Origin of the sequence: Meiothermus sp. QL-1 (assembly GCF_003351145.1) — a bacterium.
Classification (GTDB): Bacteria; Deinococcota; Deinococci; order Deinococcales; family Thermaceae; genus Meiothermus.
In genome coordinates, this window is sequence record NZ_QQSV01000013.1 from 1 (window position 1) to 14000 (window position 14000).

Sequence of the window (14000 nt, forward strand, 5' to 3'; positions counted from 1 at the left end):
CCACCGTGTGCCCCTCATATCTTGACCCTGCTAGAGCTATCCGCTCCACCGCCCGCTTTTCATGATCCCCGCGCCCCTAAAAGGAAGCGCAACGAGAAGAGTACTAAATGCACAAAAAGATGTCAAGGGGGTGGCAGCGGTAACGCTCGAGCGTGAAGTGGCCGCTTCTCGCGTAGCGGTGTGACACCTGGACCCGCAGGGGAAGAGAAGGATAGTAAACTAACAGCGGCGTGCCGGAGGATTCCCTGATGAAGTCGCTAAACGTTGCGGTAATTGGCACCGGGTACGTGGGCCTCACCACCGGGGTTACCCTGGCCTACCTGGGCCATCAGGTGACCTGTGTGGATGTGGACCCCCAAAAGCTGGCCCTATTGCGGGCCGGCAAGGCCCCCATCTACGAGCCCGGCCTGGAGGAACTTATGCAGGCTGCCCGGAGCAACCTTCGCTACACCGAAAGCTACGCCGAGGCTGTTCCCCAGGCGGATGTCATCTTCATCGCGGTGGGCACCCCCTCCCTGCCGGACGGCAGCCCCGACCTGCAGTACGTGCAGGCTGCCGCTCGAGGCATCGGCGAGCATCTGGGGCCCCGGTTTGCGGTGGTGGTGAACAAGTCCACCGTGCCTATTGGGAGCGGAAACTGGGTGGAGGCCTTGGTACAGGAGGCCTACGAGGCCCGAAACGGCAAAAAGGCCCGGGCCCCGTTCGCCGTGGCCTCCAACCCCGAGTTCTTGCGCGAGGGCTCGGCCATTCACGACTCACTTTATCCCGACCGGATTGTGGTGGGGGCTGAGGATCCTAGGGCCTTGGAGGTGCTTTACAACCTATACCGACCCCTCGTAGAGCAAAGCTTTCCCGCCCCTACCTTCGCCCCCCGGCCCGAGCGCATGGAGGCGGTACCGCTGATTGCCACCGACCTGGCCTCGGCTGAGCTGATCAAGTATGCGGCCAACGCTTTCTTATCGGTGAAGATCAGCTTTATCAACGAGATCGCCAACCTGGCCGAGCGGGTGGGGGCCGACATCACCCAAGTTGCGCGGGGTATCGGGCTGGATAGCCGCATTGGCACGCGCTTCTTGCAAGCTGGGGTAGGCTGGGGGGGAAGCTGCTTCGGCAAGGACACCGCGGCCCTAATCGCCACCGGCCAGGAGTACGGTCTTGCTATGCCCATCGTGCAGGCTGCGCGGGAGGTCAACTACCGCCAGCGCGAGCGAATAGTGGAGAAGCTGCAGCGGGAGCTCAAGATTCTCAAAGGGCGCGTGATCGGCCTGCTGGGGCTGGCCTTCAAGCCCAACACCGACGACCTGCGCGACGCACCTGCGCTGGACATCGCCCGCCGCCTGCTGGAACGGGGGGCCCGGGTGCGGGCCCACGACCCGGTGGCCCTGGAGAACGCCCGGCGGAGCTACCCCGACCTGGGCATCGTCTACCTGGACGACCCCCTCGAGCTGGCCGAGGGGGCCGATGCGCTGGTGCTCGTCACCGAGTGGCGCCACTACCGCGAGCTGGATTGGGCTGGGCTGGCTCAAATCATGCGCCGGCCCTTGGTGGTAGACGGGCGCAACTTCCTGGATAGAAAAGCGCTGGTCCAGGCCGGTTTCCGCTACGTGGGGGTAGGGGTGGCTGGGGCTGAGGAAGTACAAGCACCCAGCGCGGTGGCGGAGGGCTAAGTGCGCATTCTCCTGACCGGCGTGGCAGGCTTTCTGGGGAGCCACCTGGCCGAGCGCCTTCTGCGTGAAGGACACCAGGTGGTGGGGGTGGACAACTTCGCCAGCGGCCAGCGGCAAAACGTGGCCTACCTCTCGGGCTTTCCCGGCTTCAGCTTCGTCGAGGCCGACGCGGCTAAACCCCTGGCGGTTGAGGGGCCGCTGGACTGGGTGATGCACTTCGCCTCCCCAGCCTCCCCCCCCCGCTACCTGAAGCTGCCCATCGAAACCCTTTTGGTGAACGCCGAGGGCACCCGACACCTGCTCGAGCTGGCCCAGGCCAAAGGGGCGCGGTTCTTCCTGGCTTCCACCAGCGAGGTCTACGGCGACCCTCTGGTCCATCCCCAGCCTGAAAGCTACTGGGGCAACGTCAATCCCATCGGTCCCCGTTCAATCTACGACGAGTCCAAGCGCTACGCCGAGGCCCTGACCCTGGCCTACCACCGCAGCCGGGGCATACCGGTGCGCATCATCCGCATTTTCAACACCTACGGCCCCCGCATGGACCCCTTGGACGGACGGGTGGTCACCAACTTCATCACCCAGGCCCTGAAGGGCGAGCCCCTTACCATCTACGGCGAGGGGCGGCAGACCCGCAGCTTTCAGTACGTGGACGACCTAATCGAGGGCATCCGACGGCTTATGGAGGTGGACTACCCCGAACCCGTAAACCTGGGCAACCCGGAGGAGTACACCATGCTCGAGCTGGCCCAGCTGGTGCTCGAGCTCACCGGGAGTCGTTCTACCCTGGTCCACGTGCCCCTACCCCAGGACGACCCCAAGCAGCGCCGCCCCGACATCACCCTGGCCCAGCGCCTCCTGGGCTGGCAGCCCCGGGTGCCGGTGCGCGAGGGGCTGGCCCGCACCATCGCGTACTTCCGGGAGGTGCTGGGTTCTCCGGCCCTGGGCTAAGCCTTGCTTCGGAGGTTGACTATGAACGTACTGGTCGTTGGCGGCGCCGGTTACATCGGCAGCCATACCGCAAAAGCCCTACACCGAGCCGGGTTCACCCCGGTGGTCTTCGACAACCTGGTCTACGGCCACCGCTGGGCGGTGCGCTGGGGGCCCTTCGTGGAGGCTGACCTGGCCGACAAGGCTGCCATCCTGGAGGCCCTGCGGCGCTACCGCATCGAGGCAGTGATCCACTTCGCCGCCTACGCCTACGTGGGCGAGTCCATGCAGAACCCGGCCAAGTACTTCCGCAACAACGTGGCCCACATGCTGAACCTGCTCGAGGCCATGGTGGAGGTGGGGGTGCAACCTATCGTCTTCTCCTCTTCCTGCGCCACCTACGGCATCCCCCACGCCGTGCCCATTCGCGAGGACTTCCCCCAGGCCCCCATCAACCCCTACGGCGAGACCAAGCTCATGGGCGAGCGGATGCTCAAGTGGTTTGGGGTAGGCCATGGGCTTCGCTGGGTAGCGCTGCGCTACTTCAACGCCAGCGGGGCCGACCCTGAGGGCGAGCTGGGCGAGGTGCACGACCCCGAGACCCATCTGATTCCCTTGGTGATCGATGCCGCCCTGGGCCGCCGCCCCCCAGTCAGAATCTTCGGCACCGACTACCCCACCCCGGACGGCACCGCCATCCGCGACTACATCCACGTCGACGACCTGGCCTCGGCCCATGTGCGGGCCCTGCAGTACCTCCTGGAGGGGGGTGAGCCGGTGGCCCTCAACCTCGGGACCGGCCAGGGAACCAGTGTGCGGGAGGTCATCCGGGCGGTGGAGCGGGTGGCCCTCCGGCCGGTGCCGGCCGAGGAGGCCCCTCGCCGCCCCGGCGACCCACCGGTGCTGGTGGCCGACCCGAGCCTCGCCAAAAAGGTCCTGGGCTGGGAGGCCCGCTACCAGGAGATTGTGGATATCGTGCGCACCGCCTGGAACTTCGCTATCCGTCATTCCCGGGTGTCCTCAGCTTGAGCCGAATGGGGCTCTGGCGCTCGGGCCTGAGCCCCACTTTGCCCTGGTAGAAAGCCCGAATCCGCTCGAAGTCGGCCTCGAGGTCGCCCGTTGGCACCAGATACCCCCCCACCCCCACCTCCCGGGTGGTCCGGTCCAGATAGGCTAGGGCGATGGGCACCTTTGCCTCCAGGGCCATGTAGTAGAACCCAGTCCGCCAGTGGGCTGCCCGGCTGCGGGTCCCCTCAGCCGCCACCACCACCCAGAGATTGTCGTAGCCCGCAAAAAGGCGGGCCACCTGCTTCACAAAATCGCCCCCTACCCGCCCTCGGTCCACCGGAATCCCCCCTAGGCCCCGCATGACCCAGCCCAGAAGGGGGGGAAAGAGCTCCTTCTTCCCCACCCAGCGAAAGCGGGTGCCCGAGGCCAGCCCCCACAAGAGGGCAAAGAGGAAGTCCCAGTTGGAGGTGTGGGGGTAGCCCACCAGCACGAACTTTTGCCCCGGAGGGGGGGCCAGAACCGGGGTCCAGCCCAAAAGCCGCAGGGCCCAAAAGCCCAGGCGCTGCCTTAGGGTGCGGGGCGCAAGGGAGGGGGGGTGCATACGGCCATCCTAACCCAAAGGGTGGGGCCTGGGCCCCACCCCCGGCAAAAACGAGCTCAGGGCCGCACGCTGGCGTTGTAACGGGCCAACACCTGGTCGGCCCGCTGCTTGGCCTCGTCCAGAGCCTGCTTGGCCGGCTTACCCCGAATGGTCTCCTCGATGGCCGACTGCACGATCTGGCGGATTTCGGTGAAGCCGCCCATCAGGCAACCCGCCGAGGCCGTGTTGACCTTGGAGGTCTCGAGCTGCCTGAGGGCCGTGGTGTAGTTGGGCTGGCGCACGTAGGCCTGGCGCACGCTGGGCAGCTCCACCACCCCCTTTACCACCGGGAAGTAGCCGGTGCCGATAATCCACTTGGCCTGGGTCTCGGGGCGCAGGAGGTAGCGGATGAACTCCCAGGCGGCCTGGGTCTCGGCCTCGCTGAAGCCGCGCAGCAGATAGACCGCAGCCCCCCCAATTGCAGTGCCGTTGCGCTCGTTCAGATAGGGGTAAAAGGCCGTGCGCAGGGGAAAGCGGCCCCCAATCTGGCGCAAAACCCCGGTCAGGGAGGCCGTGGAGTAGACCGCGATGGCCGCGTTGCCCTGGGCAAAGAGGCTCTGGCTGTCGGCCCAGTTGCGCCCGGTGTTGGCCATTACCCCCTCCCGCACCAGCCGGCCCCACATGTCCAAAAGGGCCACCGCTGCGGGGTTGTTGAAGGTGACCTCGGTGGCCCGGGCCTTACGCCCGTTCTCGTTGTTGCAGAAGAACTGGCCCGAGTTGTAGCTGAACTGCTCCACGAACCAGCTATCGATGGGCATGGTCAGGCCAAAACGGACCGTTCGGCCCGAGGCATCCTTGATGGTGAGCTTGCGGGCCGCCTCCTCCAGGTCGGCCAGGCTCCAGGTGTTGCGGTAGGGGATGCCGGCCTGCTCCAGGGCCTGGGCGTTGAAGTAGAGGATGGGGTTGGAGCTGTTGAAGGCCAGGCCGTAGAGCTTGCCGTCCACGGTGTAGTAGTTGCGCGGCTGGGGCACGAACTGGGAGAGGTCGAAGTTGTTGGCCCGGGCCAGGTCCTCCAGCGGCAGCACCGCGCCGGAGTCAGCCATGAAACGCGCGCCGATATCGTAGACCTGGATCACATGGGGCCGCCCCTGCCCGCCGGCCTGGAGCGCGGCCCTGAGCTTGTTAAGGCCGTCGTCGTAGGAGCCCACAAACTGGCTACGCACGGTAATCCGGTTCTGCGAGGCGTTGAAATCCCTGACCAAAGCCTCGGTGGCCTCGCCCAGCACCCCGCCCATGGAGTGCCAGAAGTCGATGGTGACCCGTTGCTGCCCCAGGGCCAAACCCCCCAGGGCCAGCGCCAACAGCACGAGCATTTTTTTCATAGGCTGCCTCCTTATCCCTTCAGCCCGCCCAGGGCGATGCCCCGGATGAAGAGGCGCTGGGCGAGCAGGAAGGCTATTAGGGTGGGAAGGAGCACCAAAACCGCAGCCGCCGCCACCACGTTCCAGCTCGTGACCTCCACGTTCTGCACCTGGGCGATGGCGATTTGGGCGGTCATCATCTCGCTGCGGTTGATGGTGACCAAAGGCCAGAGGTACATGTTCCAGGACCCCAAAAAGGTCAGGGCGGCCAGGGCTCCGAGCGCCGGGGCCGAAAGCGGCAGCGCCACGTGCCAGAGCATGCGCAAATGCCCCGCCCCGTCGATGCGGGCCGCATCGAAGAGGTCCTGGGGCAGGCTCTTGATGAATTGGCGCAATAGAAAGATGCCCAAAGGCGAGGCAATGAAGGGCACGATGAGGGCGGTGTAGGTGTTGAGCCAGCCGAGTTGCTGCACCAACAGGTAGAGCGGCAAAAAGGTCACCTCGCCGGGAATGAGCAGCAGGGCCACCACAAAGCCAAACAAAGCACTCTGCCCGGCGAAGGGGATGCGGGCCAGGGCATAGCCCAGGGTGGCCGAGACGAGCAGCACGCCCAGGGTGGTGCCCAGCGCCACCACCAGGCTGTTGAGCAGGTAGCGGGCCAGGGGGTACTTCTGCAGGGCCTCCCGGTAGGGCTCCAGGGTGGGGTTGGCCGGCCAGAAGCCTGGGGCAAACAGTTCGCCGTCGCTCTTGAAGCTGGCCACGAACAGGTTCAGCAGGGGCAGGACCAGCAGGAAGGCGTACGCCGCCAGCCCCAGGTAGAACAAGGGCCGCGCCAGCCTAGCCATAGTGCACCCTCCGTCCGAAGAAGCGGAACTGCAAGGCCGCCAGCAGCAGAAGCACCAGGAAGAGGGCCACCGCCTGGGCCGAGGCGTAGTAGAAGCGGAAGTTGAAGAAGGCGTCCTGGTAGACCCGGTAGATCCAGACCGTGGTGCTCTCCATGGGCCCCCCACGGGTGAGCAGGTGAATCTGGCCGAAGGCGGTGAGGCTCGAGAGCAGAACCAGAAGGGCCACCAAGAACAAGGTGGGCGACAACAGGGGCAGGGTGATGCGCCAGAATTGGGTCCAGGGCCCGGCCCCATCGATGCGGGCGGCCTCGTAGAGCTCCTCGGGGATCTGCTGCAGCCCCGCCGTGAGCAGGATGGCGGTGAAGCCTACCCCGGCCCAGGCGGTCACCACGGCCAGGGTGGGCAGGGCCAGCTCGGGGCTGGTGAGCCAGGGCTGGCGGGGAAGGCCCAGGGCTTCAAGCCAGCGGTTCGCCGTTCCCCCCACCGGGTGCAGGAACCAGCCCCAGGCCACCGCGGCCACCGCGGTGGGCACCGCGGTGGTCAGGAAGAAAAGGGTGCGAAAAAACCCCACCCCCGGAAAAGGCCGGGCCACCATCAGCGCCGCCACCAGGCCCAGCACCAGCTGCACCGGGGCCACGATGGCGGCAAAGACGAAGGTGGCCCCCACCGAGCGCCAGAAGGCGGGGTCTTTGAGCATCTCGGCGTAGTTGGCCAGGCCCACCCACTCCCGGCTGGTGCCCAGGAGGTTTTCTCGGTGAAAGGAAAGCCAGAAGGCCGACAGGGTGGGCCAGACGATGAAGAGAAGCATCAGGGCCACGCCCGGCACCACCAGCAGGGCAGCCTCGAGGCCCTCGCCCCACCGCAGGTGCAGCCTGGGCCAGGAAGGCGCTTGGGGGGTCTCTCGTCGCTCAACCGACACGGCGGCTCCTCTCTCGGTAAAGATTCCCCCGGGCGCATCAGGCCTTTTTCAAGCCCCACCTGACACCCTACTGACCCAACACCCTCTAGCGCGCCAAACCCTGGCCCACCAGCCAGGCCGCGGCCTCGGCCAGCCGCTCGTGCCGCACCTCCAGGATGAGCCGGGGGCGAACCTCGAGCTCCGCCAACGCCCGGAAAAGCGCCCCCCAACGAATCCCCCCCTCCCCTGGGGGCCAGTGCCGGTCCAGAAGGCCATCGTTGTCCTGCAGGTGCAGGTGTCCGAGCAGGGGGCCCGCCTCCCGCACCCACTGGTCGGGGGAGGGTCCCCCAATCTGCTGCATCAAATAGGCGTGGCCCACATCCAGACTGAGGCGCACGTGCTCCGAGTCGAAGGAGCGCACCAGGACCAGCAGCGGGGCGGGGTTGGTGTCGCGGACATTCTCGATGACCAGGGTTAGGCCCAAATCGCGGGCCAGCGGAAGCACGGCGGCGAGGGTGTCATGGGCGAACTCGAGCTCGCGGGCCAGCCCGTTCGAGGGCGCATGGACCATCTGGGGGTGGCCGAAGAAGAGGAAGGGGCTGTGGATGACCATGTGGCTGGCCCCCAGCTCCGCGGCGAACTCGAGCCCCTGGCGGTACCGCTCAGCCACCATCCGCCGCACGTAGGGGTCGGAGGAGGCCATCCAGAGGCCATCGTAGGGACCGTGGATGCCAATCCGCCCGGGGTAGCCTGCCAAAAGCTCCCTGAGCTGGGCCACCCGCGGCTTCCAGTCGCCATCCAGCACCTCGGGGCGGGCCGGGTCCTGAATCTCCAGGTCGCGTCCCCCGTGCTCCCAGAGCCAGTCGCGGTAGGCGGGCAAAAGCTCGCCGGGGAGGGCCAGACCAAGGACGGGCAGGGGCTTTTCCATACGCAGCAAGGCTACGGGCCCCCTGTCAGCCCGTGGTAAGGCCTAAAGGCCCGGGAGCACCAGGCCCAGGTAGAACCGGGGCCCCACCTCCCCCAGGCCCTGCGCAGCCCCCACGGCCAGGCTCGAGCCCGGGGCCAGGTAGAACAGGGTCAGGCCCAGCCGCAGCTCTGCGCCTAAGGAGAAACGGACCTGGGAGAGGTCCAGCGGCGAGCCAGCCACCCCGGCGTCCAGAAAGAGCGAGAGGCTCAGGTCATCGAAAAAGAGGGGCCAGTTGCCCAGGCCCCGCTCGATGGCCAGGGGCGGCAGGCGGTACTCGAGCGAGCCCACCAGGGCCTGGGCCCCCACCAGCCGCCCCGGCCCATACCCCCGCACCGAGAGCACCGGCCTCTCCCCCAGCACCAAGGGGGAGACCCCCAGGTCGAAGGCGTCGTAGGCCAAAGGCGAGGTGGTCAGACCACCCCCCACCCGCAGCCCAATCACATGCGAGGCTTCCAGCGGCAGACGAAACTGCAGCCCAAAGGCCCCCTGCACCCGGTAGCGCCAGTCCGGGCTGCCCTCCCGCAGGAAAGCGGTGCCCAGCAGGCGCAAGCGGGCCAGGCTGCGGGAGAGGTCCGCCGCGCTCTGCTGGCCGGCGGAAAGCCCCAGGGTGAAGGCGTGGGTCACGGTGTTTCGGGTGGGGTCAAGGGCAGGCTCGAGCAGGCTGGTGCGGGTGTACTGCAGCTCCAGGCCGCCTTCTGGGGTGGGGAACAAAGCGCCCACACCCTGGGCATCCTGCCCCATTGCCCCCAGCAGGCGGAGCTGCAAAGGAAACCCCAGCCCCGCATACTGGTAGGTAAGGCCGTAAAAGACCCCCCCCAGGCCCCCACCAAAGCCCAGCCGCAGCGCATAGGCGTGAAGGCCCACCGGGTCGGCCGCCCCGAACGAGACCCCCGGCCCCTCCGGCCCCAGGGGCAACCAGTAAAGCGGCCGCAGGTAGGCCAGGGGGTTGTAGGGCTCCCCCTGGGCGGGCGCTGGGGGCTGGAAGGGAGGCAGGGGTTCGCGGGAAAGCTCCACCCGCCGCCAGCTCGAGGGGTCGTAGGGCATTCGGTAGAGGTTGTACCCCGTCTCGTCGTAGCCGCTAAAGATGATCTGCTGGCGGGTGTGGGCTATGGCCGGCTGGTAGGCCCCGGTGAGCAGGTTGGTCACCTGAAAAACCGCGCCGTCGGCCAAGCGGTAGGCGTAGAGGTTGTACACCCCCCCTGCGTCGCTGCTATAGATCACGTACTGCCCATCGGGGCTGAAGACCGGGTCGGCCTCCACGTTTCTGTCCTGGGTCAAGGCCTCCAGCGCCCCCGTGGCCAGGGTATAGCGGTAGAGGTCCTGGAACCCCCCCCGCCGCAGCAAAGCGAGCACCAGGGTGTTGCCGTCTGGGGCCACCGCAAAGGAGTGGATGACCCCGTCCTGGTGAGGAAAGCTGCGCAGCGGCTGGATGCGCTCCAGGTCGATGAAGTAGCGGGCCAGTTCGGTGGAGCCGTCCGGGGTGTTCTTGGCCAAAAAGATGCTCTTGCCGTCGGGGGCATAGCGGGCGTAATACACCCGCTCCTCCCGGGTAAGGCGCTTTACCCGGCCCTCCAGGCGGTCGTACTGGTAGAGGTCGCTCAGGTGGTACCGCCCCTCGCGCCGAGAGGCCACATAGAGCAGGTAGCGCCCATCCGGCGACCACTCGGGGTGGCGGGCCAAACCGCTCAAAAGCTCACGGTCCTGGGCGTTTGCCACCAGGCGTAGCCCGCTGCGCAGCGGTGAACTTTGGGCATAGACCAGGCCACTCGCTGAATCGGTGGCCCCCTCGCTGTAGAAACCCAGGTGGGTAAGCTTCTCTGCCTGGGTAAGGCCCTGGGCGCGAATCCGGGCTATCTCCTCGGCAAACTCTCCCGGAAGCCAGCGCAAAAAGTCGGCATAGAGCTGGTCCAGCGAGAGCCCAAAAGCCCGGACAAAGGGCTCGTTGAAGTCCTTGAGAGCCAGCATCCCAGCGTTGGCCTCGGTGAAGCGGCGGTAGGCGTCCGGGCCGAAACGCACCTCCAGGTACTTCACCAGCCAAGCACCATAGTTGTAGGCCAGCAGGCCCAGCGGGGGCCAGGTAGTGCGGCTGTAGGCCTGGCGGATCTCGTCCAGGCTGGGAAAGCGCCCCGAGAGAACCATCTGCCGCAGCACCATGCGGGTGGTGGCATCGTTCAGCCGCGAGGCCCCGAGCTTTTTGTACTTCAGGTAAAGCACCGTCCCCTCCACGAAGGGGAAGGGTTTGATGGCGCTTTGGGCCGGGAGCTGGCCGAAGATACGGGTCGACTCCCTGAGGGGGCCCCGCACCTGGGTCAGGTCGAAAAGGTGGGCCACCTCGTGGAAGATAACCGTCTCCCACCAGGAGGAAAGGCGCGGGTTGAACCAGTCGGCCATGCGGAACTGCGCGGTGTAGATACCAACCAGGTTCTGGGTGGGGTCGGCGAAACCGTTGAGAACGTCGCCCACGTCGCCCAGCACCAGGTTGAGCCGGTTGGGGGGCGGCTCGAATTCTTCCCGCAGCAGGGCGTAGGCCCGCTCGGCGTGCAACGCGGCCTCGGCCGCCACCCGCTCCAGGCCCTGGTGGTAGTGGATGTCGAAGTGCTCGGTGCGCAGGGTGAACCAGGCCTGGGTGGGGTTGAACTGGGCCCAGCCCAGGGAAAACAGCAGCACCAGGGAAAGCCAGCGGTGCATGGGCCCAGTATAGCTAGCGCCGCTTTTTGACCAGCCAGGCCTCCTCGGCCACCCCCTCCCGCCAGTTGACTACCCGGGCCAGGGTGAAGAGCAGGTCCGAAAGCCGGTTGAGGTAGCGCAAAGCCTCGGCGTTGACCGCTTCCTGGCGCATGAGGGCCACCACCCGCCGCTCGGCCCGGCGGGCGATGGTGCGGGCCAGGTGCAAAGCCGCCGCCGCGGGGTGGCCGCCAGGATGGACGAAGCCCCGGAAGGGGGGGGCCTCCTCCTGGTAGCGGTCGATCAGGGCCTCGAGCCGGGCCACATCCTCGGCCTCCATCCGAACCAGGTTGCGCTCATAGGGGCTGCCCATCCGGGTGGCCAGGTCGGCCCCCAGGTCGAAGAGAGCGTTCTGCAGGTACTCCAGGTCGGCCTGGATGTCGCGGTGGGCCGGGGGCAGAAGGGAGCGGGCCAGCCCAATCGCGCTGTTGGCCTCGTCCACGGTGCCATAGGCCTCTACCCGGGGGTGGTCCTTGCCCACCCGTTCGGCCCCGTACAGCCCCGTCTCCCCCTGGTCGCCGGTTCGGGTGTAGATCTTCATACCCCCACTCTACCCCTACAGGCTGCCTATAATGTTCGGGGTATGTCCGAGTTCGAAGCCGTGGTGGGGCTGGAAATCCACCTCCACCTCAAGACCCAGAGCAAGATGTTCTGTGGGTGTGCCGCCGACTACTTCGGCGAGGCGCCCAACACCCGCACCTGCCCGGTCTGTTTGGGGCTTCCAGGGGTGCTGCCGGTGGTCAACGCCCAGGCAGTGGAGTTTGGCATCCTCTTCGGCCTGGCCCTCAACTGCCAGATTGCCCCCTGGACCCAGTTCCACCGCAAAAGCTACTACTACCCGGACATGCCCAAAAACTACCAAATCTCCCAGTACGACCTGCCCATCGCCAAGGACGGCTACCTGGAGGTGGAAGGCCGGCGGGTGCGCATCCGCCGCATCCACTTGGAGGAGGACGCGGCCAAGTCGATCCATCCCGAAGGGGCCCCCTACTCCCTCATCGACCTCAACCGGGCCGGTGCTCCTCTCATCGAGATGGTCACCGAACCCGACCTCCGCACCCCGGAGGAGGCCCGCAGCTTCCTCGTCCACATTCGCTCAATCGCCCAAACCCTGGGCATCTCCGATGCCAACCCGGAAGAGGGCAAGATGCGGGCCGACGTCAACGTCTCGGTTCGACGGGTGGGAGCGCCTTTGGGCACCAAGGTGGAGATCAAGAACCTCAACTCCTTCAAAAGCGTAGCCCGGGCCCTGGAGTACGAGATCCGGCGCCAGCAGGAGCTCCTCCGCAGCGGCCGCCCGGTGACCCAGGCCACCTTGGGCTGGGACGAGGCCGCGGGCAAGACCTACGTGCTCCGGCTCAAGGAGGAGGAGGCCGACTACCGCTACTTCCCCGACCCCGACCTGCCTCCGTTGGTGGTGGACGAGGCCTGGCTGAAGCGGCTCAAAACCGCCATGCCCGAGCTACCGGCGGAGAAGTACGCCCGCTACGTGAGGGCCGGGGTGCGCCCCTACGACGCCGAAATTCTGGCCTACAACGCTTCCCTGGCCCGCTTCTTCGACCAGGCCCTGGGCCTTTATACGGGCAACCCCCAGACCCTGGCCAACCTGCTCAACGCTGAGGTGGCCGGCTACCTCAACGAGCAGGGCCTGGAGGTGCAGGCCACCGCCCTCACCCCCCAGAACCTGGCCCGGCTGGCCGCCCTCTTCGAGCGGCGGGAGATCACCAACCGGGTGCTCTCGGAGCTTTTGCCGGAGGTTATGCAGGGGGCTGACCCGGTGCGGCTGGTGGAGGAGCGGGGCCTGCGGGCGGTGGCCGACGAGGGCGCGCTCAGGCCCATCGTAGAGCGGGTGGTGGCGGAAAACCCCAAAGTGGTGGAGCAGGTGCGTGCGGGGAACCTCAAGGCCGCCAACGCCCTGGTGGGACCTATCATGCGGGAGACCCGGGGCACGGCCAAAGCCGACGTGGTCAAGCGAATGCTGGGGGAGATGCTGGGGGTGGAGCTTTGAACTACCAGGAAGCCGGCGTTGACATCGAGCGGAAGGCCCGCACCCTGCAGGCCGCCCGCCGGCGCATCGAGGCCACCTATACCCCGGGGGTGATCCGCGGCCTGGGCGCTTTTGGGGGCATGCTGGCGGTCCCTGAGCTCAGGGGCCTGCGCGAACCGGTGCTGGTGGCCTCCACCGACGGGGTGGGCACCAAGACCCTGCTGGCCGCCCAGACCGGCCGTTACGAGGGCCTGGGCTTTGACCTGGTCAACCACGCGGTGAACGACCTGCTGGTCCAGGGGGCGCGGCCCCTCTTCTTCATGGACTACATCGCCAGCGCCAGGCTGGAGGAAGCGGTGCTCGCTGCAGTGCTGGCCTCGCTGGCCGAGGCTTGCCGGGCGGTGGGCATCCCCCTTTTGGGCGGGGAGACCGCCGAGATGCCGGGGGTCTACCAGGAAGGGGCGCTGGACCTGGCCGGGACCATCGTGGGGGTGGTGGAGCGGGAGCAAATCGTAGACGGCACAAAGGTGCAGCCCGGGGACGTGTTGCTGGCTTTGCCCTCCTCGGGGCTCCACACCAACGGGTACAGCCTGGCCCGCCGGGTATTCGCTGGGTGGGACCTGGAGGCGCCTCGAGGTGAGCTTGAAGGCCGCTCGCTGGCTGAGGCCCTGCTAGAGCCGCACCGCTGCTACCTGGAGGAGGTGAGCCTGCTCCAGCGGGAGGGGGTCGAAATCCGGGCCATGGCCCACATCACCGGCGGGGGGGTCTACGAGAACCTGCCGCGGGTACTGCCCGAGGGGCTCGGGGCCGAGATACAGCGGGGCAGCTTCCCCATCCCCCCCATCTTCCAGCTCATCCGGGAGGCCGGCCAGGTGGAGGAGGGCGAGATGTACCGGGTCTTCAATATGGGTCTTGGTTACATTCTGGTGCTAAGTCCAGCCATGGCCGCCCGGGCCCGGGCCCTACTACCCCAGGCCTACCCGGTGGGATATATCATGGAGGGGTCAGGGGTCCGCGTCGCCTGATACCCTGCCCT

Annotated in this window: 12 protein-coding genes; 5 read left to right on the forward strand and 7 right to left on the reverse strand. The window is 67.0% G+C overall.

The window, feature by feature from the left end; genetic code table 11:
- The first annotated feature begins 248 nt into the window (after positions 1-248).
- Genes DV704_RS11145 through galE form a run of 3 tightly spaced genes read left to right on the forward strand, consistent with a single transcriptional unit; the run spans position 249 to position 3623 of the window.
- The gene (locus DV704_RS11145; protein WP_114799657.1) at positions 249-1667 is read left to right on the forward strand and encodes a UDP-glucose/GDP-mannose dehydrogenase family protein; all 1419 of its coding nucleotides are present in this window, start codon (positions 249-251) and stop codon (positions 1665-1667) included.
- The gene (locus tag DV704_RS11150) at positions 1668-2615 is read left to right on the forward strand and encodes a UDP-glucuronic acid decarboxylase family protein (protein ID WP_114799658.1); all 948 of its coding nucleotides are present in this window, start codon (positions 1668-1670) and stop codon (positions 2613-2615) included.
- A gap of 21 nt (positions 2616-2636) precedes the next feature.
- Positions 2637-3623 carry a UDP-glucose 4-epimerase GalE gene (gene galE, locus DV704_RS11155; protein ID WP_199489984.1) on the forward strand — a complete coding sequence of 329 codons (987 nt, stop codon included), beginning with the start codon at positions 2637-2639 and terminating at the stop codon, positions 3621-3623.
- Here the strand turns inward: galE and DV704_RS11160 are convergent.
- The 7 genes from DV704_RS11160 to DV704_RS11190 all read right to left on the reverse strand — a co-directional run bounded on the left by DV704_RS11160 (position 3592) and on the right by DV704_RS11190 (position 11518).
- Positions 3592-4203 carry a lysophospholipid acyltransferase family protein gene (locus DV704_RS11160; protein WP_114799660.1) on the reverse strand — a complete coding sequence of 204 codons (612 nt, stop codon included), beginning with the start codon at positions 4201-4203 and terminating at the stop codon, positions 3592-3594. The genes galE and DV704_RS11160 overlap by 32 nt on opposite strands.
- Positions 4204-4259: 56 nt before the next feature.
- Entirely contained in the window at positions 4260-5555 is a 1296-nt protein-coding gene (locus DV704_RS11165; protein ID WP_369911252.1) for an ABC transporter substrate-binding protein, read from the reverse strand.
- A gap of 20 nt (positions 5556-5575) precedes the next feature.
- Positions 5576-6388, reverse strand: coding sequence for a carbohydrate ABC transporter permease (locus DV704_RS11170; RefSeq protein ID WP_114799662.1), 813 nt, complete (start codon positions 6386-6388; stop codon positions 5576-5578).
- Positions 6381-7196 carry a carbohydrate ABC transporter permease gene (locus tag DV704_RS11175; RefSeq protein ID WP_114799724.1) on the reverse strand — a complete coding sequence of 272 codons (816 nt, stop codon included), beginning with the start codon at positions 7194-7196 and terminating at the stop codon, positions 6381-6383. Before DV704_RS11175 ends, DV704_RS11170 begins: the two co-directional genes overlap by 8 nt.
- Before the next feature lie 196 nt (positions 7197-7392).
- Positions 7393-8214, reverse strand: a complete 822-nt coding sequence (locus DV704_RS11180; RefSeq protein WP_114799663.1) for a sugar phosphate isomerase/epimerase — start codon at positions 8212-8214, stop codon at positions 7393-7395.
- Between the two features lie 42 nt (positions 8215-8256).
- Complete coding sequence (locus DV704_RS11185; RefSeq protein WP_114799664.1) at positions 8257-10941, reverse strand: PD40 domain-containing protein; 2685 nt, start codon at positions 10939-10941, stop codon at positions 8257-8259.
- Between the two features lie 13 nt (positions 10942-10954).
- Positions 10955-11518 (reverse strand): cob(I)yrinic acid a,c-diamide adenosyltransferase, encoded by a 564-nt coding sequence (locus DV704_RS11190; RefSeq protein ID WP_114799665.1) that lies wholly within the window; start codon positions 11516-11518, stop codon positions 10955-10957.
- A 42-nt stretch (positions 11519-11560) separates the two neighbouring features.
- On the opposite strand from DV704_RS11190, the gene gatB reads away from it, so the two are divergent.
- The gene (gatB, locus tag DV704_RS11195) at positions 11561-12985 is read left to right on the forward strand and encodes an Asp-tRNA(Asn)/Glu-tRNA(Gln) amidotransferase subunit GatB (RefSeq protein WP_114799666.1); all 1425 of its coding nucleotides are present in this window, start codon (positions 11561-11563) and stop codon (positions 12983-12985) included.
- Entirely contained in the window at positions 12982-13989 is a 1008-nt protein-coding gene (gene purM / locus DV704_RS11200; RefSeq protein ID WP_114799667.1) for a phosphoribosylformylglycinamidine cyclo-ligase, read from the forward strand. The genes gatB and purM overlap by 4 nt, the downstream gene beginning before the upstream one ends.
- The last annotated feature ends 11 nt before the right edge of the window (positions 13990-14000 follow it).

Excerpts from the sequence above, each read along its gene's own strand:
- DV704_RS11145 (WP_114799657.1), top strand. The coding sequence starts at position 249 with ATGAAGTCGCTAAACGTTGCGGTAATTGGCACCGGGTACGTGGGCCTC.
- galE (WP_199489984.1), top strand. The coding sequence starts at position 2,637 with ATGAACGTACTGGTCGTTGGCGGCGCCGGTTACATCGGCAGCCATACC.
- DV704_RS11160 (WP_114799660.1), bottom strand. The coding sequence starts at position 4,203 with ATGCACCCCCCCTCCCTTGCGCCCCGCACCCTAAGGCAGCGCCTGGGC.
- DV704_RS11165 (WP_369911252.1), bottom strand. The coding sequence starts at position 5,555 with ATGCTCGTGCTGTTGGCGCTGGCCCTGGGGGGTTTGGCCCTGGGGCAG.
- DV704_RS11170 (WP_114799662.1), bottom strand. The coding sequence starts at position 6,388 with ATGGCTAGGCTGGCGCGGCCCTTGTTCTACCTGGGGCTGGCGGCGTAC.
- DV704_RS11175 (WP_114799724.1), bottom strand. The coding sequence starts at position 7,196 with ATGCTTCTCTTCATCGTCTGGCCCACCCTGTCGGCCTTCTGGCTTTCC.
- DV704_RS11180 (WP_114799663.1), bottom strand. The coding sequence starts at position 8,214 with ATGGAAAAGCCCCTGCCCGTCCTTGGTCTGGCCCTCCCCGGCGAGCTT.
- DV704_RS11185 (WP_114799664.1), bottom strand. The coding sequence starts at position 10,941 with ATGCACCGCTGGCTTTCCCTGGTGCTGCTGTTTTCCCTGGGCTGGGCC.
- DV704_RS11190 (WP_114799665.1), bottom strand. The coding sequence starts at position 11,518 with ATGAAGATCTACACCCGAACCGGCGACCAGGGGGAGACGGGGCTGTAC.
- gatB (WP_114799666.1), top strand. The coding sequence starts at position 11,561 with ATGTCCGAGTTCGAAGCCGTGGTGGGGCTGGAAATCCACCTCCACCTC.